The sequence below is a fragment of the Parasphingorhabdus sp. genome, from assembly GCF_039977335.1.
In the GTDB taxonomy this organism is placed as follows: Bacteria; Pseudomonadota; Alphaproteobacteria; order Sphingomonadales; family Sphingomonadaceae; genus Parasphingorhabdus.
Genome location: NZ_JBDWDI010000001.1, coordinates 664,127 through 690,221, shown reverse-complemented (window position 1 = coordinate 690,221; position 26,095 = coordinate 664,127). Strand labels below are relative to the sequence as shown.

25 protein-coding genes and 1 pseudogene are annotated in these 26,095 nt (G+C 51.4%); 11 read left to right on the top strand and 15 right to left on the bottom strand.

The window, feature by feature from the left end; all coding sequences use genetic code 11:
* Position 1: 1 nt before the first annotated feature.
* From ABJM21_RS03265 to dnaK, 5 genes are all read right to left on the bottom strand, one after another.
* Positions 2-769, bottom strand: a complete 768-nt coding sequence (locus ABJM21_RS03265; protein ID WP_348302830.1) for a JAB domain-containing protein — start codon at positions 767-769, stop codon at positions 2-4.
* Between the two features lie 793 nt (positions 770-1,562).
* Entirely contained in the window at positions 1,563-1,901 is a 339-nt protein-coding gene (locus ABJM21_RS03260) for a hypothetical protein (RefSeq protein ID WP_348302831.1), read from the bottom strand.
* Positions 1,902-1,964: 63 nt separating this feature from the next.
* Complete coding sequence (locus ABJM21_RS03255; RefSeq protein ID WP_348371528.1) at positions 1,965-2,438, bottom strand: helix-turn-helix transcriptional regulator; 474 nt, start codon at positions 2,436-2,438, stop codon at positions 1,965-1,967.
* 338 nt (positions 2,439-2,776) lie between these two features.
* Positions 2,777-3,931, bottom strand: a complete 1,155-nt coding sequence (dnaJ, locus tag ABJM21_RS03250) for a molecular chaperone DnaJ (RefSeq protein WP_348302833.1) — start codon at positions 3,929-3,931, stop codon at positions 2,777-2,779.
* A 112-nt stretch (positions 3,932-4,043) separates the two neighbouring features.
* Positions 4,044-5,990: a molecular chaperone DnaK gene (dnaK, locus tag ABJM21_RS03245; protein ID WP_348302834.1), complete on the bottom strand. Its 1,947-nt coding sequence runs from the start codon at positions 5,988-5,990 to the stop codon at positions 4,044-4,046.
* A gap of 199 nt (positions 5,991-6,189) precedes the next feature.
* On the opposite strand from dnaK, the gene ABJM21_RS03240 reads away from it, so the two are divergent.
* Positions 6,190-6,687 carry a copper chaperone PCu(A)C gene (locus ABJM21_RS03240; RefSeq protein ID WP_348302835.1) on the top strand — a complete coding sequence of 166 codons (498 nt, stop codon included), beginning with the start codon at positions 6,190-6,192 and terminating at the stop codon, positions 6,685-6,687.
* Positions 6,688-7,152, top strand: coding sequence for a vgr related protein (locus ABJM21_RS03235; RefSeq protein ID WP_348302836.1), 465 nt, complete (start codon positions 6,688-6,690; stop codon positions 7,150-7,152).
* A 3-nt stretch (positions 7,153-7,155) separates the two neighbouring features.
* On the opposite strand, the gene ABJM21_RS03230 is transcribed toward ABJM21_RS03235, so the two are convergent.
* From ABJM21_RS03230 to ABJM21_RS03220, 3 genes are all read right to left on the bottom strand, one after another.
* Positions 7,156-7,464 carry a zf-TFIIB domain-containing protein gene (locus tag ABJM21_RS03230; RefSeq protein WP_348302837.1) on the bottom strand — a complete coding sequence of 103 codons (309 nt, stop codon included), beginning with the start codon at positions 7,462-7,464 and terminating at the stop codon, positions 7,156-7,158.
* Between the two features lie 119 nt (positions 7,465-7,583).
* Positions 7,584-7,757: a hypothetical protein gene (locus ABJM21_RS03225; protein ID WP_348302838.1), complete on the bottom strand. Its 174-nt coding sequence runs from the start codon at positions 7,755-7,757 to the stop codon at positions 7,584-7,586.
* Positions 7,758-7,899: 142 nt separating this feature from the next.
* A complete protein-coding gene (locus ABJM21_RS03220) occupies positions 7,900-9,288 on the bottom strand; it encodes an MATE family efflux transporter (RefSeq protein ID WP_348302839.1) in 1,389 nt (462 codons plus the stop codon).
* A 279-nt stretch (positions 9,289-9,567) separates the two neighbouring features.
* Here ABJM21_RS03220 and ABJM21_RS03215 point away from each other — a divergent pair, with 279 nt between their 5' ends.
* The 3 genes and pseudogenes from ABJM21_RS03215 to ABJM21_RS03205 form a co-directional block, all read left to right on the top strand.
* Complete coding sequence (locus ABJM21_RS03215; RefSeq protein WP_348377224.1) at positions 9,568-11,847, top strand: TonB-dependent hemoglobin/transferrin/lactoferrin family receptor; 2,280 nt, start codon at positions 9,568-9,570, stop codon at positions 11,845-11,847.
* A 17-nt stretch (positions 11,848-11,864) separates the two neighbouring features.
* Positions 11,865-12,893, top strand: coding sequence for a DUF6607 family protein (locus tag ABJM21_RS03210; RefSeq protein WP_348302841.1), 1,029 nt, complete (start codon positions 11,865-11,867; stop codon positions 12,891-12,893).
* 86 nt (positions 12,894-12,979) lie between these two features.
* Positions 12,980-13,741: pseudogene (locus tag ABJM21_RS03205) on the top strand (IS3 family transposase); the annotation flags it as partial.
* 243 nt (positions 13,742-13,984) lie between these two features.
* On the opposite strand, the gene ABJM21_RS03200 reads toward ABJM21_RS03205, so the two are convergent.
* Both ABJM21_RS03200 and ABJM21_RS03195 read right to left on the bottom strand, forming a co-directional pair.
* Entirely contained in the window at positions 13,985-14,461 is a 477-nt protein-coding gene (locus ABJM21_RS03200) for a GNAT family N-acetyltransferase (RefSeq protein ID WP_348302842.1), read from the bottom strand.
* Positions 14,462-15,078: 617 nt separating this feature from the next.
* A complete protein-coding gene (locus tag ABJM21_RS03195) occupies positions 15,079-15,696 on the bottom strand; it encodes a TetR/AcrR family transcriptional regulator (RefSeq protein ID WP_348302843.1) in 618 nt (205 codons plus the stop codon).
* A gap of 212 nt (positions 15,697-15,908) precedes the next feature.
* On the opposite strand from ABJM21_RS03195, the gene ABJM21_RS03190 reads away from it, so the two are divergent.
* Positions 15,909-16,535 (top strand): hypothetical protein, encoded by a 627-nt coding sequence (locus tag ABJM21_RS03190; RefSeq protein ID WP_348302844.1) that lies wholly within the window; start codon positions 15,909-15,911, stop codon positions 16,533-16,535.
* Positions 16,536-16,574: 39 nt separating this feature from the next.
* Here ABJM21_RS03190 and ABJM21_RS03185 read toward each other — a convergent pair whose 3' ends face one another.
* On the bottom strand, positions 16,575-17,207 hold the full coding sequence (locus tag ABJM21_RS03185; RefSeq protein WP_348302845.1) for a TetR/AcrR family transcriptional regulator: 633 nt from the start codon (positions 17,205-17,207) through the stop codon (positions 16,575-16,577).
* Positions 17,208-17,339: 132 nt separating this feature from the next.
* On the opposite strand from ABJM21_RS03185, the gene ABJM21_RS03180 reads away from it, so the two are divergent.
* Positions 17,340-18,515 (top strand): phytanoyl-CoA dioxygenase family protein, encoded by a 1,176-nt coding sequence (locus ABJM21_RS03180; RefSeq protein WP_348302846.1) that lies wholly within the window; start codon positions 17,340-17,342, stop codon positions 18,513-18,515.
* Positions 18,516-18,566: 51 nt separating this feature from the next.
* Entirely contained in the window at positions 18,567-19,505 is a 939-nt protein-coding gene (locus ABJM21_RS03175; protein WP_348302847.1) for a 2-hydroxyacid dehydrogenase, read from the top strand.
* A 63-nt stretch (positions 19,506-19,568) separates the two neighbouring features.
* Here ABJM21_RS03175 and ABJM21_RS03170 read toward each other — a convergent pair whose 3' ends face one another.
* The 3 genes from ABJM21_RS03170 to ABJM21_RS03160 form a co-directional block, all read right to left on the bottom strand.
* Positions 19,569-19,865 carry a YMGG-like glycine zipper-containing protein gene (locus ABJM21_RS03170; RefSeq protein ID WP_348302848.1) on the bottom strand — a complete coding sequence of 99 codons (297 nt, stop codon included), beginning with the start codon at positions 19,863-19,865 and terminating at the stop codon, positions 19,569-19,571.
* Positions 19,866-20,221: 356 nt separating this feature from the next.
* Positions 20,222-21,172 carry a cation diffusion facilitator family transporter gene (locus ABJM21_RS03165; RefSeq protein WP_348302849.1) on the bottom strand — a complete coding sequence of 317 codons (951 nt, stop codon included), beginning with the start codon at positions 21,170-21,172 and terminating at the stop codon, positions 20,222-20,224.
* A gap of 125 nt (positions 21,173-21,297) precedes the next feature.
* On the bottom strand, positions 21,298-21,477 hold the full coding sequence (locus ABJM21_RS03160) for a PspC domain-containing protein (protein WP_089132939.1): 180 nt from the start codon (positions 21,475-21,477) through the stop codon (positions 21,298-21,300).
* Positions 21,478-22,084: 607 nt separating this feature from the next.
* On the opposite strand from ABJM21_RS03160, the gene recF reads away from it, so the two are divergent.
* Positions 22,085-23,158, top strand: a complete 1,074-nt coding sequence (gene recF / locus ABJM21_RS03155; RefSeq protein WP_348302850.1) for a DNA replication/repair protein RecF — start codon at positions 22,085-22,087, stop codon at positions 23,156-23,158.
* Between the two features lie 301 nt (positions 23,159-23,459).
* Positions 23,460-24,038: a molybdenum cofactor guanylyltransferase gene (locus ABJM21_RS03150; RefSeq protein ID WP_348302851.1), complete on the top strand. Its 579-nt coding sequence runs from the start codon at positions 23,460-23,462 to the stop codon at positions 24,036-24,038.
* 65 nt (positions 24,039-24,103) lie between these two features.
* Here ABJM21_RS03150 and ABJM21_RS03145 read toward each other — a convergent pair whose 3' ends face one another.
* Positions 24,104-24,370, bottom strand: a complete 267-nt coding sequence (locus tag ABJM21_RS03145) for a hypothetical protein (RefSeq protein WP_348302852.1) — start codon at positions 24,368-24,370, stop codon at positions 24,104-24,106.
* A gap of 205 nt (positions 24,371-24,575) precedes the next feature.
* Between ABJM21_RS03145 and ABJM21_RS03140 the strand changes: the two genes are divergently transcribed.
* On the top strand, positions 24,576-26,003 hold the full coding sequence (locus ABJM21_RS03140; protein WP_348302853.1) for an amidohydrolase: 1,428 nt from the start codon (positions 24,576-24,578) through the stop codon (positions 26,001-26,003).
* Positions 26,004-26,095: the final 92 nt, after the last annotated feature.

Here is a 26,095-nt window from a genome sequence, read left to right as displayed (position 1 = left end):
GTCACAACAATTTCATCTTGCGAAAACTCGACCATTTATTGCCCGCGATAACGATATGGTCATGCAATTTTATTTCCAGCTCTCGGCAGAGCATTTTGATCAACATCGTAAATTTCACGTCCGATGGGCTAGGCTTGGCATCGCCGCCAGGGTGATTATGGACCAAGATGATCGCGCTGGCATTTAGTTCCAGCGATCGTTTCAATATGCTGCGCGGCGGAACAACCACTTTACGCGGAGAGCCATGACCAAAGACCTGATCACTGATCAAATGGTTCGCATTGTCGAGAAAAAGAACTCGCATCGTCTCAATCGCAAGCGATCCCATACTCGCCTGCAAATATCGGATCAGCTTTTCATCTGTTGTCGATATCAGCTTCTTCGGTAACTCATTTCGCAATTGCGCCATGAAGAGCTTTTCTGTTGCGATCAGCAAGCCAATCACGGCATTCTGCGATCCCAATACACGCCGGAGCGCTTCTTCGGATTCAGACAATATCCGGCCAATAGATCCAAATTCGTTCAGCAGCGCATCCGATAACGCGGAGGCCTGATCAGGGGCCACAGATGCTATCAGCTGCGCCAGGGCGGATCGGTCCCGTTGGCCTTCAACCGGCGCTGGTGGCCATATGTTCCGATCGCAATTGTTATGAGCAAGGGATAGGAAGAAGCGACTTGCATGATCAAATATGCCTGCGGGTGTATCGACACATCCATCAGCTTCGCCAAATGCGCCACCAGCGCGGTTGTTTGTAAAGAGACTACGCATAACGGCCAGAATCTTCTCGCCCGGAGAGCCACGGTAAGAAAGGTAATCCAGATCGTGACGTCAATAACCAGATGAGCTGGATCCATTTCTGTAAAATCCGTTGTGTAAACGGCATGCAGAGCTTGGTCCAATATCCAGATCCCGAAATAAGATCCCGCGACTGCACGTTCCGGTGCTCCTCCTCGCCAAAAAGCATAGAGTGTGCATATCGCGAATAGTATGTAGAATATTGCAATTCGCATTGTTCAAAATGCCTGTACCTGAGAAACGCAGCTAACCGCCTGGAACGATTAAATACAGCCTGTCCTAGCCGCTGCGCCAAGATGGATCGGTACCGTTCGCTTTCAACCGGCGCTGGTGGTGATAGGTTCCCAATACGAGCGCAAGCAGCAAGGGATAAGACGATGCGATTTGCATTATCATATACGCTCTGGGATGTATTGAGACATCCATAAAACGCGTGACATGCGCCACCATTGTAATCGTGTGTAACGCCACTATCCACAGCGGCCAAAACCTTTTTGCCCGTAGCGAAATGACAAAAAAACCAAGCCACGCGAATAGGTCAACCACAAAATGCCCTGGGTCCAATTTCGAATATTCCAGAGGAGTAACAAGATGGACCAGCGGGTCCAGAGAAACTCCGCAAAGGAGGACCGAAGCGGTCCACCTCTCTGGACCTCCTCCTCGATACAATGCATATATAACGCTCGCACCGAGGAGCAGAAAGAACAGCATGACCCGCATGTCGCCAAAGGAACACGCCTTACCATTCTAGTCAATAGCGTCACAGTCAACCGACCACTGAAAGATGGGTTTTTTCATCAACCGAGCCATGTGCGGGTGGACACTCATTGTGTGAATCTCCGATACCTTGCTCCCGGCCAATTTTCTTCAACTCACCATGCACGCGGAGTACATCGCTACTGGCATCGACAAGCGCCATTTGCGCTTTGGCTAGACGCAGGATCGCTGCTTGGCCAGTGGAGGCCGGTACGCCGGTATTCAAACGCGCTTTAACCAATGTTGACATAAGGTCAGACACAGATACCAGCGCCTGATCAATGCTATACTCGCTATGCGGCATATCCTGGCTGATTTGATCTTTGGCTTTTTTGATTTCGTAAGACATAAGCTTCCCTTTCCGCGAAACGCGAATTCCAAAAAATTAATTTTTAGGTAGGTCTTGGCTTAGTTAGCCCAGTAGACCTGAAAGAGACTGAGAGACGGCAAGTCCGATCAAAACTATTGCCAATATGCCGACAGTCATGCCGACGATAATAGCTAGTCGTTGAACGGTCCCAAGATCACCACTCGGTTCCTTCAGGGCTTTCAACCAACGATCGGTCTCATGCTTGGAATTGAAGTCATATGGTACGGCGACTTCTTCTAACATGACGGCCTGTGGTTGATCGCCCTGAAAAGCTTTTGCGCCGGAATCGGGCTGATTGGGAAGATAGGCCGGATCATATATGATCCGATCATAGTCACCAGTAGCCCTGGCAAAGATAATCGCAGCCTCATCCCGCGTGGCTACATCCAGCGTACGCCGTGCACTATCCAGCCGCTGATCGACTGCTGGCTTTGATATTTCCAATATCCGAGCGATTTCTTTTGAAGATTTCCGGAGCACCACCAAATGCAAACATTCGCGTTGCTTGGCAGTCAATTTTGCGACTCGCGCCGATTCTAGTTCAAACTGATCCAACTGTGCTCCCCAAAGTACAAAGCAAATATAGCTTCATCTCCGGATACAGGCAACTGGCCATCGCATTAAACGCTTTTTCGACCGACTAACGATCCCATACCCTCAGCGCGAGCTAAGCCTATTATAAAAATAGCTCCCACGCCCCGCCTATATTACTTTATATCTCTATTATCAGTTATTGAGAATAAAATTCGTGCGACGATACCAATAGAAAATACGAACATGTTGATGCCATGGGTATTTTGTAACAGAAAACCTGATTTTGGCTGGAACTACTATCTGCCGCGAAGGCGAACTTTTTAATCCGCCAAACCGTCCCAGGCTTCTTTGATTTTCGAGAAGAAGCCGCTCGATTGCGGGCTCTCATCACCGGTCTCGGTCTCCTGAAACTCGCGCAGCAGTTCCTTTTGTTTGGATGACAGTTTGGTTGGGGTCTCAACCTCTATCTGCACAACCATATCGCCATGGCCGCGGCCGCGCAGCACCGGCATGCCAGCGCCACGCTGGCGGATCTGTTTTCCGGACTGAATGCCGGCCGGGATACGAATTTCATGTTTGGCGCCGTCAAGGCCGGGGATCACAATCTCACCGCCAAGCGCCGCAACTGAAAAACTAATCGGTGCACGCGTAAACAGGGTGGTACCCTCACGCTCGAAAATATCATGGCGGGCCAAGTGGATGAAAATATAAAGGTCACCGGGAGGGGCACCACGTGCACCCGCCTCGCCTTTACCGGTCAAGCGGATACGTGTGCCGCTATCTACACCAGCGGGGATTTCAACTTCCAAAGATTGCGGCTTATCGACCCGGCCTTCGCCAAGACAGACATGGCACGGGCTCTCGATCACTTCGCCGCGACCCTGACAGCTGGCACAGGTGCGTTCGACAACGAAAAAACCCTGCTGCGCGCGGACTTTGCCGTGACCGTGGCAGGTCGGACAGGTTTTTACGCCCGTGCCCGGTTCTGCGCCTGATCCGTCGCATTCATCACAGCCAACGGAAACATCAATTTCAATTTCGGTTTGCTTGCCATGGAAAGCATCTTCCAGAGAGATTTCCATGTCATAGCGCAAGTCCGCACCACGGGCTGGGCCGCGCTGCTGTTGTTGACCGCCAAAGCCGCCACCACCGCCGCCGCCAAAAATCGTCTCGAAAATATCACCAATATCGTTAAACGCTGCGCCGCCAAATCCACCGCCGCCGCCAGCATTATTGCCGCCGCCATTGGTGAATGCTGCATGGCCATATTGGTCATAGGCTGCACGCTTTTGAGGATCTTTCAGAACATCATAAGCTTCGCTGATCGACTTGAATTTTGCCTCAGCGGCTGCATCACCGGGATTTTTGTCCGGATGATATTTCATCGCCAGCTTGCGATATGATGATTTCAGCATTGCGCCGTCGCAACTGCGATCGACCTCAAGCTGCTGATAATAGTCCATTTCGGTTGCCATTACTTTGCTTCCCCCGAAGCCATACTCATACTTCGTTCAGGGCGCGCCTGCCGAAGCCTCCGGCACTCCCCCTGCAACAAGTTCAGGAAGAGTGCCGGTAGGTGGATTTTACTTACTCAGCTGCTTTTTCTTTGGTGTCAGAATCAGCGTCGTCGCTATCATCCACTTCGGAGAATTCTGCGTCGACCACATCATCATCCGCCTTGGCAGCTGCATCGGCTGCCGCCGCATCTGCAGCATCGCCGCCTTCGGCTTGCTCGGCTTCGTAAATTTTCTGACCCATTTGCATGGAAACCTGCGCCAGTGCTTCTGACTTGGTCTTCATTGCTTCCGGATCGCCGCCTTCAATCGCTTCCTTGGTTTCCTTGACGGCTTCTTCGATCTGACCTTTCAGATCGGCGTCAATCTTGTCACCATGTTCGGACAATTGCTTCTCGGTTGTGTGCACAAGGCTTTCCGCGTTATTTTTGGCTTCAGCCTCTTCACGACGCTTCTTGTCTTCTTCCGCAAATTTCTCGGCATCTTCAACCATCTGATCGATGTCATTATCGGTCAGACCGCCAGAAGCCTGGATCTTGATCTGCTGTTCTTTGCCGGTGCCTTTATCCTTGGCTGAAACGTTGACGATACCATTGGCATCAATATCAAACGTCACATCAATCTGCGGCACACCGCGCGGTGCTGGCGGGATACCCACCAGATCGAAATTGCCGAGCATCTTGTTGTCGGCTGCCATTTCACGTTCGCCCTGGAACACACGGATGGTCACGGCCTGCTGATTATCGTCAGCGGTCGAGTAAACTTGCGATTTTTTCGTCGGGATCGTCGTGTTGCGGTCGATCATGCGAGTGAATACGCCGCCCAGAGTTTCGATACCCAGCGACAATGGTGTCACGTCGAGCAAGAGAACGTCTTTGACATCGCCCTGCAAAACGCCGGCCTGAATGGCGGCGCCCATGGCAACAACTTCATCCGGGTTCACACCGGTATGCGGTTCTTTGCCGAAAAATTCCTGCACGGTTTCACGCACTTTCGGCATACGGGTCATGCCGCCAACCATTACCACATCGTCAATTTCCGATGCGCTAATTCCAGCGTCTTTGATTGCTTTCTTACACGGATCGAGCGTGCGCTTGATCAAGTCACCAACCAGCTTTTCCAGGTCTGAGCGGGTGATCGACTTGACCAGATGCTTCGGACCATTTTGGTCAGCAGTGATAAACGGCAGGTTGACCTCTGTTGTCTGCGCCGAAGACAGTTCGATCTTCGCCTTTTCTGCTGCTTCTTTCAAACGTTGGAGCGCCAGCTTGTCCTGTGTCAGGTCAATGCTTTCAGCCTTTTTGAAATCTTCAGCGAGAAATTCGACCAGCTTGGCATCAAAATCTTCACCGCCCAAGAACGTGTCGCCGTTAGTGGACTTCACTTCAAAAACGCCATCGCCAATTTCAAGGATCGAGATGTCAAACGTACCGCCACCAAGGTCATAAACCGCGATGGTTTTACCGTCATTTTTCTCAAGCCCATAAGCCAAAGCCGCAGCGGTTGGTTCGTTGATGATGCGCAGGACTTCGAGGCCAGCAATTTTACCGGCATCCTTCGTCGCCTGACGCTGTGCGTCATTAAAATAAGCCGGAACCGTAATAACAGCCTGTGTAACTGTCTCACCGAGATAGCCCTCGGCGGTTTCTTTCATTTTCTGAAGCGTGAAGGCAGAAATCTGCGCGGGAGAATAATCTTCACCGCCCGCTTTCACCCATGCATCGCCATTGGAGCCTTTTACAATTTCATAAGGAACCAGTTTCATGTCTTTTTTCGTCATCGGATCGTCGAACCGGCGACCGATCAGGCGTTTCACCGCGAAGATGGTGCTTTCCGGATTGGTGACCGCCTGGCGCTTGGCCGGCTGTCCGATCAAGCGTTCGCCGTCTTTTGCAAAAGCAACAACAGACGGTGTCGTCCGTGCGCCTTCTGCATTTTCAATAACCTTCGGCTTGCCGCCGTCCATAACGGCAACACAACTATTGGTGGTGCCCAAATCAATACCGATAACTTTAGCCATTTTTCCCTCAATTCAATTTTCAAATATTTTCTAAATTAGCAAAATAACCGCCCGGCCCTTTTCAAGTGGCACCGCTACGGCTTCGAAATGGGATATAGGTGGCATTTTCTTTGGCACAAGTCTTGGCACAGGCGCGCGGAGGCTCTACATATTAAGAAACGATCCAATTGCCCCCAAATTCAGGAGTTTTCTGCGAGTCATGACGAAACAGCTTTCGATTATTTTTGCGAGCCTTGCGGTAATTTTTCTCAGCGCCTGTGGTCAGGGCGATGTGCTCCGTGTCGATGAAGTCGTCGTCAATCTTTCCCCCGTCGATGGTAATCCATCCTCTGGGTATATGACTATTCATGGCGGTCCGGACGATGTGTCGCTGGTCAGTGTGATCGCCGATGACGTTATGCGCATGGAAATGCATGAAACGGTTGAAAAAGACGGCATGGCACAAATGCAGACTTTGAAAGAAGTTGCGGTGCCTGCTGGTGAAAAAGTCAAATTCGAGCCCGGTGGCAAGCACCTGATGATCTGGGGTGTTGGCGGCGGTTCTATCCATCGCGGCTCATTGCGGATGATCTTTATCTTTTCCAATGATGACCGGATTCAGGTCGATGGAATCATTAAACAGGTTGGCGGTGCAAAGGCTGAAAAACCGGAAGCAGATGCCGAAACATCAGATGCGGCTGAAGATAGCGCGCCATAAGTGACTGCAGGCGTTAACTCAGGCCGTCCGCTCTCCGAAGCGGAAATAAATTTATGCCGGTCCGTATTTGGCGATGCCATCGACTATCGAGATGTCCGGATATTTAACCGCAAATGGTGGCCTTTCCAGCCCCGGAAAGTCACGATGGCTCCCGATGGTAATATGTGGTTTCATCCCAAAGGCGGCCTGTTCCGGGATGACTATGGCAACAGCGACCTGAACCTGCAGGGCCTGTTCATTCATGAAATGGTCCACGTCTGGCAGCATCAGCAGGGCGTATTCTTGCCGCTCTCCCGGCATCCATTTTGTCGCTATGACTATGACCTCGAGCTCGGCAAGCCATTTGAAAAATATGGGCTTGAACAGCAGGCCGAAATTGTCCGGCATGATTTTCTGCTCAAGCAGGGCGCGCGATTGAAAAATGGCTTTCAGGCCGAGCAATTTGTTGGATTGGTTCCGTTCTAACGCCTAATCAAACAAATCTTCTAAAAACGATTTGCGGCGCTTCTTCTTATAGCGCCGGTTATCATAGCTATCGCTGTAGATAGTGCGATCTGGCCGGTAGGTCTGCTCTGCTCGCAGTGCTTCGGCTGGCCGTGACCTTTCAATAATCTTGTCGATTTCACCGCGGTCGAGCCATACACCGCGGCATTGCGGGCAGAAATCAATCTCCACCCCTTGTCTTTCGCTGATAGTCAGGCTGACTTGGCAAACCGGGCAAGGCATGGCTGGGGCTGGTTGCTGGGCGCCGGAGCCATCGGGAGAATGAGAGGTCATTGCATATCCTAAATGGGGTTTAGGGGGATATTTGGGGGAAAAATGTTGGGCGATATGCCTTAGTTTCCGGCGGGGACCGGGGAGTGAAACACGGTGCATACCGCCCAACTTCTGGCCTGTTAGGTCGTAACAGGCGCCAGATCGCGCTTTGCAGCAGCGATCTTGTCCTTGATATTCAGGCGTATGCGTTTCAGCTTCTGCATTTCCTGTTGCCGGCCAGCGGCACGGCAATTGTCGATCAAGCGGTTTAACCGACAGTGGCGTCTCACAAGTTCATCGACATAGTTTTTCATAACGGCCTCCTTGGTTGAATTGCTAAAACAATATCTGCCAAAGATATCCCGATTGATCCAATCGAAACGATTGCCCGCCATTCATAGCTTTTTGCTATCAAAACTGGTCCCACCTTATGCGAGCGGCACGGGCATCGCCTGATTACGGCAGCAAACCAATCCGTTCCCGCATCATCCAGCGCACCAACATCAGCACCGCAACAATGCCCAGCCCGCTCGCAAGCCCGGTCCAGACACCAATGCCTTCCCAGCCCTGCCAAAAGGCAAGCCCCGCGCCGACACCGATACCGATGAACCAATAGCCCATTAACGCGAAAACCATTGGCACCGTCGTGTCATGCAGTCCGCGCAACATACCGGCGCCAACGACTTGCGCGCCATCGACAATCTGGAAAATCGCGGCAATGGCCAGAAAGCTGACCGCAAGCGCCGCCACCTTCTCATTACCCGGCGCATTGGCATCAATGAAAATCGCTATGAGGAAATCGGGAGCCAGAACAAAGACCGCCGCCATTGCGGCCATAAAGGATGTCCCGAGAACAAAACTGACCCAGCCTGCCCGGGTAATCCCTGCGTGATCTTTCCGGCCATATTGAATGCCCACGCGGACGGTGGCCGCCTGCCCCAATCCCATTGGTACCATGAAGGTCAGCGATGCCAGCTGAAGCGCAATCGCATGAGCAGCAACGGATTCGGCGTTGATCAAACCCATGAGCAAAGCAGCAATGCCAAAGACAGAACCTTCTAGTCCCATCGTCACTGCGATCGGCAATCCCAATTTCCATAAAGCGCGATAACGCTGCCAGTCGGCACGCCAGAAACGACCGAACAGATGGTAGCGGCGAAAGCGTTTGTGCAAAACAACCACCAGAGCCATGCCGCCAAACATCAGCACATTGGTCATTACACTGCCAATGCCGGCCCCAATCACCCCGAAAGCTGGCACACCGAATTTTCCGAAAATCAGAGCATAGTTAAACAGCGCGTTGGCCATGACCGCAATCACACTGATAATCAGCGCCCAAACCGGTTGCTCCAACGCAGAGATGAAATTGCGCAATATGATAAAGCATAAAAACGGCAGTATCGACCACATATAGGCGGATATATATAGCCCGGCATTATGCGCCAGATCAGGCTGCTGGCCAAAGAAAACTAGGATAGCCTCTGTATTCGAGAGCAAGATCCAGAACGGTATAATGACTGTCACGGCCGCCCAAATCGCTTGCCGAAATGTCCGGCGCACATCGCGGACGCTGTGGCCCATACGACCAATTTCGCTGGCCATCATTGGCGCGGACGCGGTTACCAAACCCATGCAGAAAATCGCGCAGCTCATGGCGAGGTTGAAGCCCAGTGTCGCAGCCGCCAATTCACGCGCACCGAGCCAGCCGATCATCAAAACATCGGTCGCGCCAATGAGCGCCATGGTCAGATTGGAAAGGATAAGCGGCCAGGCGAGCTTCAACGTTACCGAGGCTTCGCGACGCCACGGATTGGGTGATGGAAAAGAGTGCGCTGCGCTAACCATATCTGCCCGTTACCTGAGCCAGACAAAAGGCGCTAGCGAAACTCTTTCAGAATTTTTACCAAGCGCGATATCGGGTCCCTGATCAAGCTCGATCCAGGCCGGTTTCTCAGCAGCGCTAGCCAATGACAGAGGCGCATCCGTACCGCCCCGTAAACAGGTTTGGCGGGCCAAAATATTGCTATTGTGAAAATCGCGATTGACAGACTCTAACCTCCTTCCCTAATTACAAATGCGAATCATTTGCATTAGCAATAATGCAAGGGAAAGAGGGACAATATAATGAAATCAGACTTCCGACGCCGGGGGATGGCGTTTTCTTGCAGCATTCTAGCATTGGGTTTTGCTCAGACTGCAATGGCAGCAAATGAAGGTAGCTCCGTTTTTGAAGATGACACGATCACCGTCACCGCGACGCGTGCACCTGTCGCGATTGAGGATGCGCCAGCAACGGTGACGGTCATTGATCAAGAACGCATCGCGGACGAACTGGCAACCGATGTCCGCGACATCATTCGCTTTGAACCGGGCATTACAGTACGCCGTGCGCCTGCCCGCTTTGGTGCCGCGCTTGGAACCACGGGCCGCGCCGGGAACGAAGATTTCAACATTCGCGGCATCGGCGGCAATCGCGTCCTCATTCAAGTGGATGGCATTAGGTCACCGCAAGGATTTAGCTTTGGCGCGCAGGATGTCGGGCGCGGCAATGCCACGGATGTCGGCTTGATCAAGTCCGTGGAAATTTTACGCGGCCCTGCCTCCGCACTTTATGGTAGTGACGGCCTATCCGGCGCGGTGAGTTTCATAACATCGGATCCGGTCGACTTCCTAAACAACGGTTCCAATTTTGGCGGATTTGCGAGAGCGCAATATAGCTCCGCCGATCAGGAATTTTCCGAAACCATTGCTGTCGCAGGTCAGACCGGAAACTTCTCCGCGATGCTGGCCTATTCACGCCGCGATTTCGAAGAACTGGACAATCAAGGGACAGTCGGCGGCGAAGGGGTCACCAGATCGGCACCAAATCCGCAGGACGGAGAGTCCAACGCCTTTTTGGGCAAGCTTGTCTGGGAAAATGAAAATCACAAAATCCGCCTGACGGGTGAATATTTTGAACGGGAAGTTTCTTCCGATATTCTCTCTGGTCGTGGCCCGGTCTTTCTATTCCCTGGACCGCCCAGCTGGATTGTCGACAGCCTGACCGCAAATGACGAAACCGAACGGACCCGTGCATCTATCGATTATACTTATGATGCAGGCGAAGATAGCGGCGGGATTATCGACTATGCTCATCTCGCTGCCTATTGGCAGGATGGGAAAGATCGGCAATTTGCGGATGAAGATCGTTCACCAACCGGCGCAACACCGCGCCCGGACCGGGAAAGATTAAACACGTTCAACAACACGGTTTATGGCGCGGTTGCCGATTTTCGTTCCACGTTCAACACCGGGCCTGTCAAACACACACTCACCTTTGGCGGCGACGTCAGCAAAACAGAGCAAGACGGTTTGCGTGACGGGGTTGAACCGCCCTTTGCAGAAATCTTTCCATCCCGCGCCTTTCCATCAACGGATTTCACGCTGGGCGGCATTTATCTCGGCGACGCGATCGAATTTGGCGAAGGGGTAGTGACTTTATATCCTGCCGTCCGCTTTGATTTCTATGATCTCAATCCCACTCGCAATGACCCTTTGCTACCGACATTCACTCCAAGCGGTCAAAATGGCTCAAAATTCTCACCAAAACTGGGGGCCGTCGTCAAATTGGGAGATGTGCGCCTGTTCGGAAATTACGCGCAAGGATTCCGTGCACCAACGCCAAGCCAGGTCAATAATTTCTTCGAGAATCTCGTCTTTGGTTATACATCGGAACCCAATCCTGACCTCACGCCGGAAACGAGTGCCAGCTTTGAAGCCGGCATAAGATATGCGGCCGATGGGATCAGTCTTGGACTGACCGGCTTTTATGCAGACTATGATGATTTCATCAGTCAGGAACAAGTGGGCGGTTCATTCCGGCCGGGCGATCCTGCGGTTTTCCAGTTCGTCAACATTACCGATGTCAAAGTGAAGGGATTTGAAGCTCAAGCCAGTTACGAGGCGGACAATGGTTTCCGCGCCCGCTTTGCCATTGCTTTTGCAGATGGCGAAACTGGCCGGCCGGGCGAACCAGACCAATCCCTTTCGACCATTGACCCGCTCAACGCGATATTGGGCGTTGGCTATCGTGATCCCGACGGCGCTTTCGGCGGCGAACTTATCGTGAGCTACAATGCACGCAAAGAAGCGAACGAGACTGTTGGCGTATGCGCCGACGCCTGTTTCCGCCCGCAAGAATCTGCTATTTTTGATGCTACGGCATTTTACCGGATTACCGATAATGTCAAAATCCGTGCCGGTATCTTCAATATCACCGACAGGAAATATTCCTTGTGGAGTGATGTCAGAGGCTTGCGAGATAATGTGCCGCTTAACGCTGCTGGATTGCCGACGCAGCCTCCATTTGATGCCTTCACACAACCGGGCCGCAACGCCAGCGTATCGATCAGTTTGTCATTCTAGATTTTGGGAGAAACTTTATGTCTATCAAATATGCCGCAAAGCTAGGCACCGCCTTATTTTCACTAGCCCTCATAACATCGCCAGCATTGGCCCATCCCCCGATACCGGATCGCCCTGCCGATATCGAAAAGACCGCCTTTGAGGCCGACCGCGCCGATATCTTGGCAATGGCAGGTAATTTCAAAGTCCGCTTTGACATGCAAGAATCGACGCCCTGGACATCGGATTACGAAGCGCGTGAGCGGAAAATTTCCGGCGGCCATGAAGTTGTGAAAATCGTTGAAGATACTGGTACGAAAATCGTGCTCCAGCATCTATTGGTCGTCGATACGGGTGAAAGCGATTTTATCGTCAAACATTGGCGTCAGGATTGGGAATATGAGCCTGAAAAAATTCTCGCTTACTCGGACCGCAACAGCTGGGAATATCAACCGATATCCGAAAAGCGCCGCAATGGACGCTGGTCGCAAACCGTCTATCAGGTGGATGACAGCCCGCGCTATGCCGGTCTTGGCGAATGGGAAACACAAGGCGGTGTCCGGCGCTGGCGCTCCAGTTGGACCTGGCGGCCATTGGCGCGACGCGACGCGGTGCGGGATCCCGCATATGATCGGTACTATTCCATCAACCGCCACAGCCCAATGCCCAATGGTTGGATCCACTTTCAGGACAACACAAAAATGGGGATGGTCGACGGCAAACTGGCACCAATTGTTCAGGAATATGTGCTCAACACCTACACCAAATTTGACGGCTATAATGTGCAAGCAGCCGAAGATTATTGGGCAAAAACCAAAGACTATTGGGCTGAAGTACGCAAAACATGGGAAACCACTTTTGCATCGAACAATGGTGTGACGATTGAAGAAGAAGCCCAAACCGGTACCGTAATCAGTGGCGAGTTGCTGGAAATGGGAACCAAGATCGCCGACGGTGAAATGGATGCCGAGGCCGCGACCAAAAAAGCGCGCGAGCTGATCGCCAAGGCAACCAAACCGGGCGCGGTGCAATCGGCGCAGAATGGCGCGACATCGAGCAACTACTAAACTGTTGCTCGCATGTAAGCTAATGTTCGCGCTTTGTGACCATGACAGACACCAACGTTGCGACTGCTTAATCCCGAAAGCGGACACTGGAGATGGCGTTGGAGCGATCCGAGTTGTCGCCCAGAGAACTGGCGGTAACGTTCACCGACACCAAAGGCTACTTTGTGTCGGAAGCCAGTGTTTACCGGCTCCTCAAGGCCCATGATCTGATTACCAGTCCTGCCTTTATCGTGATGAAGGCTGTCAGCGAGTTCAAGGACAAGACGACCGCCATCAATCAGCTGTGGCAGACGGATTTTACCTATCTCAAGATCATTGGTTGGGGCTGGCATTATCTGTCCACCATCCTCGATGACTTCTCCCGCTATATTATCTCATGGAAGCTGTGCACCACGATGAAAGCTGAGGATGTCACTGATACGCTGGAGATGGCATTACAGGCATTGGGCTGTGATCAGGTGCATGTGCTGCATAAACCGCGTCTACTCAGCGATAATGGACCCAGTTACGTTGCAGGGGAGCTTGCCGAATATCTTGCTGATAAGAATATGAGCCATGTTCGCGGTGCTCCGTTCCATCCGCAAACGCAGGGCAAGATCGAACGATGGCACCAGACCTTGAAGAACCGCGTCTTGCTGGAGAACTATTACCTACCCGATGATCTGGAAGCGCAGGTCGAAGCGTTCGTCGAGCATTACAACAACCAGCGCTATCACGAGAGTCTCAGCAACGTAACGCCTGCTGATGCCTATTTCGGCAGAGCTCGAACCATCTTAAAACAACGAGAAAGGATCAAACAACAAACACTTAAACAAAGGCGCTTGCTTCACCGCAAGCGCGCAGCTTAATATCAACCAACCAGATGATGCCAAACACTCGCCTATCTTAACTGCCCATCTGTCTCAAATTATCTGACGACGGACACGCTTTGGGCGCAAAGCGGACATTAGACATTGGACGCGATTATAGTGTGCAAAGAGCAATATACTGCGCGCATTAGTAAACGCGCAAAAGGACACTGTAGAACAAATCTTTTGCAAGTGCGGTTGTCCTCTCATTGATCATAGAGAAGGATGGAAATACGCTAAAGATCAATTGTCGGCGCCCTCCAGGATTTTATAGGTAGTCAGCCGCATTTGAACATTTTCGAATGGTAAGCCTTCGTCATCTTTCGCTCGCCGGGTAATTTCTTCGAAGCCAAGCCGTTGATAAAATTTATAGGCCCTTACATTGGCTGCATAAACCTCAAGGCTCAGCTCTCCCTTCAATTTCAATGCATGAGTGATCAATGCACGGCCTACGCCGCCGCCTTGGAGCCTTGGTTCTATAAACAGACCACCAACAGATGTGCCCAGCAAACTTATAAAGCCAATGGATTCACCGGCTTCACATGCAACCCAGGTTTCTGAATTGGGTAGATATACGTTCTCGATCAGAGTCCCTTGTTTCCGCAAGCGAGCTGCTCCAAGAAAAGGGTGCGCTTGCTGAGACGCATCGAACCAGATTGATGATAGCCGAGAGAGATCCGCTGTCTCATAGGCGCGAATCTGTATTTTGAAATCTGTCATAGTATTTCCGTATTTTGAGTAGTCACAGGAGAACACGACCCGAAAGGGTCGGTCACCAAAGCCGCAACCGTGCGGCCCAATTTTTAACTTCTGTGCATGAAACTCCTTCTACAGATGACAATAGGTCTATTCTTGAGGTAAACAAAAATCAATGACTGCGCGGTTTTTCTAGGACTAGATGGTTCTGGCAGGCAAATATAGCTTATGCTCGGAACCAAGCCGTTGTTTCAGATATTTAAACCATAGACTGTTTAGCTGAACGCAATCCAATCAGAACCAAGCCCCCGGATGGACCAAGAAGAACCCATTGCGGTAGTATCAACAGTCCGCCCAAACCGAGTTGCCAAATTCCAACGGCAACAAAGATCACCGAAAACAATATCCATATAATTGCTAAGTGAACAGCAATCTGCCCGCCAGACCAAAAGCGCCAAGCGGAATAGGCAAGAAACACGCTCACGATATGCCAACATGCGTGAAAGCTACCTAGAACTGCAGGGGACAAGTCGCTCGATAGAAGCGGCAGAAGCGTATCAAAATGGCCAACAAAAATATGGATGAGGGCTGTCAGAGTTGCCAGGGCAGCACCGAGTTTTACTAGCATGTTCTGTTCTTTCTCATGAAGGATGTGTTTTGCGAGGTCCGCTTTGCAAGCCAATGCCCAACACAGCGACGGCCTCCTTGATCATCCGGCGATGACGTCTTGCAGGAATAGAGAATAGGCCTTGATGTAGGACCATTCCGTCCAGCATGCTGGCAAACACACGACCCAATGAGGCCGCATCGTGATCTTCCGCGATCTCTCCAGCCGTCTGAAGATATGTGATCTGTTTTGCATAATGCGATCCTAACTTGTTGAAAAACCGAGCAACATTTTCTGTAAACGCATCCGAACCGAAGCTGGGCCCAAATATTTCGAAAAACACCCGGTAAAAACCGACCTGCTCAGCCGGAATATCAATTGCCTGCTTCAGTCCATCTAGAAACGCATCGAGGGTCTCGCAGGGTTTTTTATCCATGATTTGCTTAGAAATATTTGTGAAGTGACGATCCACAATTGCCGTGGTTAGCATATCCTTGCTTTTGAAATAGATGTAGATCGTACCTTTTCCTAAGCCAGCCGCTTCCGCGACATCGCTCACTGAAGTTGCGTGATAGCCCTTGTCCGCAAAGACACCCATGGCAGCGTCCAGAATGGCATTTCGCATTTCCTCCTTGTCCACAACTTTGGGCATTTATCGCCATCCTTTGTAATTGCTTCCTGATTTGCCTCGCTGTCCCAACTCGGCAAATTTCTTATTATGACCGAACGGTCATTTTTGCAACCATTTATTATGACTAGACAGTCATAATAAAATTGAATATTAAACTGACCAGCTAGTCATAATAAAATCTCAAAGCATTGTGCGCCACAAAGCAATCGGATTTTTGAAAAAAGGACAAGGACATGCAAATAGTGCCAATAGGATGGAGCTACTCTGGCAATGCCGACCTGCTTTGCGGCACCGGAGCTACGCGCGCTGAACGATGGCTCGCATATGGGATGGCGACACTGCTCACAGCGATCATTCTTGCTGTAGACTTTTATCGCGATGCGCCAATCGCAGAAGGATGGAGCATGGTTCTACTCGCCTTCTTCACATTTGATATTGCCGGCGGTGCGGTCGCCAACATGTTGAATTCCTGCAAACGCTTCTATCATAGTGAGCTACAGCCCGGCGAAAAAATTGCCGCTCGTATGGCCAAAAACCCACGAGTGTTTACCATGATCCACGTTCATCCAATTATCGCCGCTTATGCTTTCGGCGGCGACGTTTTCAACGCTGTCGGTTGGTATATTCTACTTCAAATCAGCGTTGCTATAACGCTTGCTATGCCGCTCTATTTGCGACGTGCTGGTGCCACAGCGATCACCTTGCTAGCTTTGTTTGGAAGTCAGTTGTTCTTGCCCTTGGGAGTAGGGTTGGAATGGTTCATTCCATGTCTCTTCGTCAAAATGGTTCTAGGACATGCGGTACAGGAAGAACCTTATCGGCCAATGCGAAATGGCGGGCATTTAGATGCGAAGTTTTAGCAAGCATTGGTAGTTTGTGAGAATGTCACAGTTCTTGATTTAGCTCATTGTGACCGGGAGTGAGGACAGTCTATTGATCAATCGATTGTGAAATTCTGGATTTGCATCTGCCGCGAGGCAGAGAAAAATACCTGTCAAAGCCTGATCACGGAAGCCCGGTAGATCAAAATATCCATTGACCCAATCTTGCCTTGCGAGCCGGTAGCACCCATAAATCTGCCGTCCCATCTGTTCGGCAGAAACACTGCCAGCGAGAAGGCCGGCCGACTGTGCAACCTTGCATGCTTCCACCGGGAGCTGGACCGAACGGGCAAATATTCCGGAGCTAGAACTTTGTTCAAAAAGACCGCTCCGGTCTCCTGCAATAAACGCAGCCCTGTAATAATCCTCATCTTCAGCAAAAAGCTTGGCGAGGTCCTCAATTTGCGATTCAAATGCCGCTTCCACATCTTCCAAATCACTCTGATTCTGGACCTCTTGCAGCCGTTCTACCAGTTCTTCGATGATAAACCGCAGCATTTCTGGTTTACCGCCTATCAAGTTATAGATGGTGGGAACGGTCACATCTGCACTGGCGGCAAGCTCGCGCAATTTCAGAGCATCAAAGCCCTTTTTGGCGATAATCCGACGAGCGTGATCAAGTATCCGTCTGCGTCGCTTTTCTTTGTTCACAACCCTCGCCGAGCCATTATTGGGAACCGATAAGTTTTCCATGCTGTGAGCATAGATCAAGGGGCAGCTTGACTCAAGATTTTAACGATGTTAAATATTTAAACATTGTTAAAAACACGTCGGAGATAAATTGTGCCTGACTTTGACTTCACGCGATCAATCGAAGCCTGTGCTGCTCATTATGGGGAGGAAGCAGAAGCCGTAAAAAACTATATGCTCGAAGGACAGGCCAAAGCGCTTTCGCTCGGGAATCGTGGGCCGATCCGCTTCAATGAAGATGGCGCATTGCACCAGGATATTATCGATGCTTACTCTGAGTATGGTTTCTATGTCTTCGAAGGCGTGATCGGATCGCAAGAGTTGATCGATATTGAGGAAGATCTCACCGACCTACGCAGCCGCTTTCCCACACACCCAGGCTCGGAAGTAGATGCGCAGGGGCGCCCGGCTATCGGTGTTGACTGCAAGGCTCCCGGATTGACCTGGAGCAAGCCATTGAGCGACCCTCTGGGCGGAACCGAAATTGCCAATGGCCGCCACCAGATTAAGTTGAAAGAACTGGAAGCTGCGGATGATGCACCAGAAGCAGCGCCATTCATTTTGCTTGGCTCCCTGCAATTTTCTGATGCGGCGATGCGTACCTACGGCCATCCGGAACTGCTCAAAGTAGCAGCAAGCATAAATGGTGAGGATTTCGCACCTTTCAACGAAGTATTGTTCATCAAGGACCCTGGTCTTGGCGCCGCTGTTTCCTGGCATCAGGATGGTGATACCCATTGGGACAATCCGGATTTTGACGAGAATATTCACGGCTTCAATTTTATGGCGCAGGCATATGGCAGCTCGCCGGTCAATGGCGTTTGGGTTGTGCCAGGGACACACAAGCTGGGTAAGATGGATATCAAGCAGATGGTCAATGAATCAGGCGGCGAACGACTGAGAGACGCTGTGCCGATTGTATGCGCATCCGGCGACGTGGTCATGTGCAACCGGCAATTGGTCCATGGCTCCTTTGCCAATACCGGCTTTGAACCGCGCCTCACCATCAATTTTGGTTTCCACAAGCGATCATCTGTGCTCGACGTTGAAGGCGCAGGAATTCACAGCCCAGTGGCCGTTTACGACAAGGATGTGATCAAGGAACGCTCCAAGGTCATCGGCTATGCGATTGACGCACGGCAGAGGAGATATCCAAATGAACAACCGTACAGTTACAAACCCTTCGAGGAATCGGGCGAATCATACACTTGGAACCCGGAGGCCAAGGCTGGTCTCAAGGATTACAACCTCTTTGACTTGAGCATCTAAGTCTCAGGGCTTGTCATTTCTTTTTGAGGATATTTTGAAGGAAACATCTCTGTGGAAAATCCAACCAAAATTCTGGCGATGCATCCGGGTATGCAAGGCCTATTCCCCGCAAGGCCTGATCGCTGGGAGTTTATCAATACCGAGGGCAATGTTGACCAGGCAATCGCGGATGTGGGAAGTAGCGTCGAGATCCTCCTCTCGGCAAGCATTGAAAAACTCGACAAAGAGATGCTTGACCGGTTTTCAAATCTCAAAATGATTGCATCCATTTCTGCCGGATTTAGCAATATCGATCTAGATGAATGCAGAGTTCGGGAAATTGCTGTTACGAATGCCCCTGGATTAAACGCCGGCGATGTCGCCGATGTTGCTGTAACGATGTTAACATCATTGCTTTTGAACATTCCGCAAAACCATCAATATATCATGTCGGATCAATGGATCACCAAGAGCGGCCCTATTCGGCATTCAGTGCGCAATATGCCCATCGGCATTGTTGGACTGGGTTCGATTGGCAAGGAGGTTGTAAAACGCCTTGAGCCATTCGGCGTCGATATCAAGTGGTGGGGACCAAACCCAAAAACCGAAATTTCCATTCCTTACGTCGCGTCGTTGAGTGAACTGGCGCAACAAAGTCGCGGCTTGGTCGTGTGTTGCCGCCCTGATCAGTCCACACACCATCTGATAGACGAAAAACTGCTTGATCAACTCGGCAGTGATGGCGTGATCGTGAACGTTTCGAGAGGAACTGTCGTTGATGAACAGGCGCTAATTGCAGCTCTAAGATCAAAGCGAATAGGTGGCGCTGGGCTTGATGTATTCGATCCTGAACCGACGAACAGTTCCAGATGGGTTGACGTACCCAATATAATCCTATCCCCGCATCAGGGCGGAACCACTTTTGAAACGCTGTTTGCACAAGCGCAATTGACACAAAACAACATAGAGAATTTCCTGGATGGAAAACCGCTAGTTACCAGTGTTTTCTAAATGTCCGCTTTTGCGCTCAAAGCCGACACTAGAAACTTAGTGCAAATCGCCCCCAACCTTCAATCAATCGGGATAGCCGGGCTCTCCACGGCAATCATCGTCCAGTTCGCCGTCGTCATTATAGCCGTCGCAATTGTCATCCTTGTCGATGAAATAGCCTGCTGCTGCTCCGGCCGCGGCGCCAATGGCTGCGCCTTTTAGGGCATCATCCGTGTCGCCGGTTACCGCGCCAATAATCGCACCTGTGGCCGCACCGGCTGCCGCGCCTTCGCCGGCATAGTTCCCGGCACAGGCGGTAAGGGATATCGCTGACACTATGGTGATCGAGAGGATTGATAGCTTTTGTGCAAATGATCTCATAACCAAACTCCTGAAAAACCTGCCCCCGTCGGATGGTAATAAACACGATGGTCTCATTCTGATTGCTGAACAGCGAAGGTTTTTCGGATGAAAGGCGCTCAAGTTACGATGATCACCGCAAACCGGCACGGCAGGCCCGCTAGGCTTTCCTACATAAGCCGCGTTGTGATATTATTTGGCGGCTCTTTCTCATCTTTGAATATTGACCATTGGCCCCGCTTTTAAGGCCTATAGCGAGGGTGTGATTTGTGTGAACTTTGAAATGGATCCTGCGGCCAAAAAACTCTTAAAGGACTATGTGCATGTTGTGAACTTCGTCTCCGTTTGTTCCGAGCCGATGTCCAAAAAAACAGCACCTAAGCGCTGCAATCCGTTTGACACATATCCGCCTCTTCATCCTCTAATTCTATCTGGATCGTAATATGGTGGATCGCAAAACGCTTTTTCATCGCGGTCTGAACATCGGCGAGAAATCCTTTGCCCGGATGACCGCCAGGGATAATCAGATGGGCCGTCATCGCATTTTCACTCGTGCTCATCGGCCAGATATGCAGATCATGCACCGTCTCTACCCCGGGAAGTTCCGAAAGCGCATCCAGCACCTCTTCCGCATCAATGCCTCGCGGTACCCCGGCCAATGACATGCGCACGGCTTCGGTCAACAGGCCCCAGGTGCTCCAGAAGATCAGTGCAACGATGAACAGGCTGATCAGCGGATCAATCCAGTTTTTACCGGTATAGAATATCGCTATGCCGCCAATGACAACGCCCGCCGAAACAGCGGCATCGGCCATCATATGCAAAAATGCGCCGCGGATATTTATGTCTTCCTTCTGACCGCGCATGAACAGCATTGCGGTCCCGAAGTTAATCACGATGCCGATGGACGCTACAATGATAACCGTTTGCGAAGCTACTGCCTGAGGGGCATTAAACCGCTCTATCGCTTCCCAAGCAATCGCCCCACAGGCAACCAACAGAAACAAGCCGTTTAGTAGGGCGGCCAATATCGACGATCCGCCAAGGCCATAGGTAAATTGCTTGCTGGGGGGCTTTTTAGCGAGTTCCGCTCCGGCCCATGCGACCGCCAACCCCAGTACATCAGACAAATTATGCCCGGCATCAGCAAGCAGCGCCATGGAGCCGGAGAGGAGGCCATAAATAACCTCGATGATGATGTAGATGGTATTGAGCGCTATGCCGAAGGCGAAGGCACGGCTGAAATTTGTAGGCATATGGCCGTGCGGGCCGTGGCGATCATGGTGGCTGTGAGAGATATGCCCGTGATGGTGATGATGGCCGGACATCTGCGCTCCGATAAATTACTCAATGGCTGCTTGCCATTAAATACACAGATTTATCAGAGCGGTCTATGATTATTATTCAATGTTTTCTGTATGTTATATCATTCATGCGAGATGTGATCTCGCGATCAATCGACAATCAGGCCAATCGCGAGATAGATGATGATCGCAGAACCAAAGCCAAAGATGGTTGCAAGTACAAAGATGATCCGCAGAAGATTGGCATCCATACCGCTCCAATTTGCAAGACCGGAGCATACGCCCATCAGCTTGCCATTGGCTTTGTCGAGTTTAAGTTTGTTTTTCATAGGGCTATTTTTCCGTTTGTTTGATGAAATAGGTTCGGGCCAGCTGGTGGGTTTGTTTTTGTCTGACATTAGATCACCAAGGAACCGGCGTTGTTGATCGCTGGAGCGATACTGGCGCTGACAAAAATTGCGGCGGAGAAAAGAGCGGCGAAGCCAGCGAGAAATTTATTTTGTAGGTCGTAGGTCATGATATTTCCTTTCAGGGGGTTGGGAGTAAAGTTAGATTACAAGAGAACCGGCATTGTTGATCGCTGGTCCAACGCTGGCACCAATAAGAACACTGGCTGAAACGATGGCGGCGAAAGCGGCGGCGATATTGTTTGATACATTCGTGAACATTTTGATTTCCTTCTAATTTAAAAACTGGGCTTCGCGGTTGTGTTAGCGAAGATGTCTCATACACTGCACAGGCCGTGCCAGTTTTAAGATATTTTTATTTTTCAGCTACTTAGTCGGTATTAGCTGTGAACGTCAAATTCTGTAAAACCGATATGTGGTGTTTTTTACCAACTTTTAGCATTTTATGAATGAAAAATGAACAGCGACGACGGCGGGGGCGAATTTCCTTCTCATTATATCGCTGCAAGGCTAGACAGGATGGCCTGTCATGACGATCTCCCGCCTCACTTTACAAAATTTTCGGAACTATCCGCAGCTGCGCCTGGAAACCACGCCGGGCTTTGTAGTGCTCAGTGGCGATAATGGTGCGGGAAAGACCAATATATTAGAGGCAGTATCACTCTTATCGCCCGGCCGCGGGCTAAGACGCGCCTCCATAAAGGATATGGCCAACGAGGAAAGCAGCGGCGATTTTGCGGTGGCGGCAGAGCTAGGCGACATTCAACTGGGAACCGGCACCAGCATGGAATATCCGGAACGCCGCAAAACGCGGGTTAATGGAGCCGCCGTGCCGACTAATGATTTGGCGCAATGGCTGTCTATATTGTGGCTAACTCCTGCTATGGACCGACTATTCATGGAAGGCGCATCTGGACGGCGGAATTTTCTCGACCGGTTGGTAACGGCCCTGGAACCGGAACATGCCAGAAACTGCACGCGCTATGACGCTGCAAGGCGGGAGCGTAACCGGCTATTGGCAGACGAATATATGCCGGACAGCGAATGGCTGGATGCGCTAGACGCACAACTAGCCGGATTTGGCAGCGCTGTTGCCGAGGTCCGCTTTCGCATCACGGAGGCCTTGAATGCTGCGCTGGCGATCACCTACGATGGGCTGTTTGCGTCGGCAAAGCTCCATCTCGACGACAAACAACAACGCAGCGAACAGGCGCTGCTCGAGGCGCTTCGGGCGAACCGTCAGGCAGATCGCAGAGCTGGCAGAACTTCGACTGGGCCACACCGGGCGGATTTGACCGTCTTTCACCGCGCCAAAGATCAGGCGGCTGAGAAATGCTCCACCGGTGAACAAAAAGCTCTGCTGTTTTCGATCATATTGGCCCATGCCGATCTCATCACCGAACAGAGGGGAAGCCGTCCTATCTTGTTGCTCGATGAAGTCGCAGCCCATCTCGACCCGCAGCGCCGAGCAGCGCTTTTCAGCAAGCTGGAGGAAAAGGGCGGGCAAGTCTGGCTGACCGGCACGGAACCGGGGCTCTTTGAAGACGTCCCCGATGATGCGTTGCATTTTCAGGTAGCGGGCGGCACGGTTACAAAGCGTTAACCATCAAACTTAGCGGTCGGTTCTTCTTTTTCCGGCAGCTAATGAAATATGCAGATTGAGCAACAGAAGCGCGCAACGCGATCACTGACAAAGCTCGGCCGTTCAGTAGTGCCAATCCTGCTTGCGTTGCAGGCCGTGATTTTCCCAGTCCTATCCTGAATGACTGGGATAAGAGCCTGCCAATCATCATCAAAACTAGTCCGCAGATTCCCAGCCGACTGATTTAATTAGAGAATTGCTGGACAGCGTCGGCAGCTGACGGCAAATTGATTCCGCACCATCTGTGCCGGAGCCGATGACGATGAATGATAATCCTCCCACCTGTCTTGTCATATTAGCGGGCGGCCAATCCCGCCGGATGGGTAAGGATAAAGCCAAAATCTCGCTGGGTGGGGAGCGACTTGTCGATCGGGCAATTGCGCGATACCGCCCGCTTGTCGACCGGATATGGCTCTCGGCGGCCAGTGATTTTGATACCGGCATTGATATCATCACCGATGATCCTGACGCACCGGGCGGGCCGGTTGGCGCGATTTATACGATAGCCGCTCATTTGCCGATACTCTGTCCCGAAGCCATTGGCTTTGTCACAATACCGGTGGATGCGCCCTTTGCTCCCGATAATCTTATCGGACGGCTCAGCGCAGTGCCGGGCTGTGCGGCAGCGCAGGGGCCGGAACGTTTGCACCCAGTCTTTGGCTATTGGCGCTGCGATATCGTCAACAGCGTGCGCGGAACCCATGAAATCGGCGAGCAGTCCCCTTCCCTGCATTGGCTGACACGGCAATGCGATGCACAATTGGTAGAATGGCCGGACGAAGCGATGTTCATGAATATCAATACACCGGAAGACCTCGCCGAGGCCGAAACCCAAATATAAAAGCCGGCGCATGAGGGGATGCACCGGCTCCTATTTTCGCCAAAGGCGAGAAATCTTTCATCCGCTTATTTGAGGCGGCGCAATTCTTTCTTGGTCAATGTTGTCATCAACTTGCCATCCGTATTGGACAGGGTTTCAGCCTGAACGCGGCGCACTTTGCCCTTGTAGATAACCAGCACGTCGCCGTCTGCCGTTACGCGGTTGACTTTGGCAACACTGGATCCAGAGGCGTCATAGAGGCGATCATTACGCTCTACGTCTGCGGCGAAAGCGGCAGGAGCGGTCAAAGAAAGGGCAGCCGCTGTGAGGATTATTGAAGCAAATTTGTTCATGGTTAGTCTCCATTCAGGTTTGGGGAGGTTGCCAGGCCAATGTATTGACATAAAAGTAAGTTGCAATGTGAAATGTTGCACCCGCGAGTTGCATTTTTGCAATTGACTTGCACTTATCGCAATTTCCCGATTCAGGTAATAATGTTGCGTGGGGGCCTTCAACTATGCCATCCTCACGAAAATCAGCTTTGTTATGGGGAAATTTATGAAACGTTTCGGTATCTTGTTCGCCCTCGCGGCCCTGCCCTCTGCGGCCTTTGCGCAAGACGCGCAGGAGGCAAAGATACTGGAGGGAATTGATGCCCGCTATGATGAAACCGCCAGCGTTGCCCGCCAAATCTGGGAATGGGCAGAAGTTGGCTATCAAGAAGAAAAAGCAAGCGCCCTGTTGCAACAGAATCTGCGCGCTCAAGGGTTTAAGATAACAACCGGCGTCGCAGAAATTCCCACTGCATTCGTGGCCGAATATGGCAAGGGTGGACCGGTAATCGCTATATTGGCCGAATATGATGCTCTGCCCGGGATCAATCAGGATGCGGTGGCTACACGATCCCCGATCGCTGGCAAGACCGCGGCCCATGCATGCGGCCATAACCTGTTCGGTGCCGGATCATTGGAAGCCGCCATTGCCGTCAAGAAATGGCTGGATGAAACCGGAACACCGGGCCGCGTTCGGCTCTATGGAACCCCGGCAGAAGAAGGTGGCAGCGGAAAAGTCTATATGGTCCGCGCAGGATTATTTGATGATGTCGACTTCGCCCTGCACTGGCATGGCGATGACGAAAATTCGGCCGCCGCCCGTACCACTCTGGCCAATCGCTCTGCCAAGTTTCGGTTCCGCGGTGTATCTGCTCACGCCGCTGGTGCGCCCGAAAAAGCGCGTTCAGCGCTTGATGGCGTGGAAGCATTTAACCTGATGATCAACATGATGCGCGAACATGTTCCGCAGGACGCTCGGATTCATTATGTTATCACCGAAGGCGGTACAGCGCCCAATGTAGTGCCCGATTTTGCCGAAGTCTTTTACTATGTCCGCCACCCTGATCCAGATGGCGTTGATGCGATTTGGAAACGGCTGGAAGACGCCGCTCGCGGAGCAGCCCTTGGCACCGGCACCAAAGTGGATTGGGAAGTCATTCACGGCAACAACCCCCTTTTGGTCAACGAACCACTAGCCAAGATGATGGACACCAAGCTACGTCAGGTCGGCGGAATCAGCTACACTGCCGAAGAGCAGAAATTTGCCGAAGGCATTTATGCCAGCTTTGACAGTCCGAAACTGAAACTCGGCAGTGAGTCCGAAATTCAACCCTATGATGTAACCTTGGGCTATGGCTCAACAGATGTCGGCGATGTGTCTTATGCTACGCCAACAGTTGGCCTGAGCACCGCAACATGGGTTCCTGGCACCTCTGCGCATAGCTGGCAGTCCTCTGCGGCAAGCGGCATGTCAATCGGTTTCAAAGGAACGCAGGCAGCGGCCAAAACGCTAACTCTTGCCGCGATTGAGCTTTATACCAATCCGGAATTACGCAAAGAAGCGAAGGCTGAATTCGATAAAGCGCGCGGCCCCGATTATAAATATAAATCCCTGCTCGGTGACCGCGATCCACCGCTGGACTATCGCAAATAGAAATTTGTGATTCGTTCAGCTTTCTTACCAATTTGCTGACAGTTTATACGGCTTATACACTGAATCGATAAAAAACCGGTCGGATTTTCGTG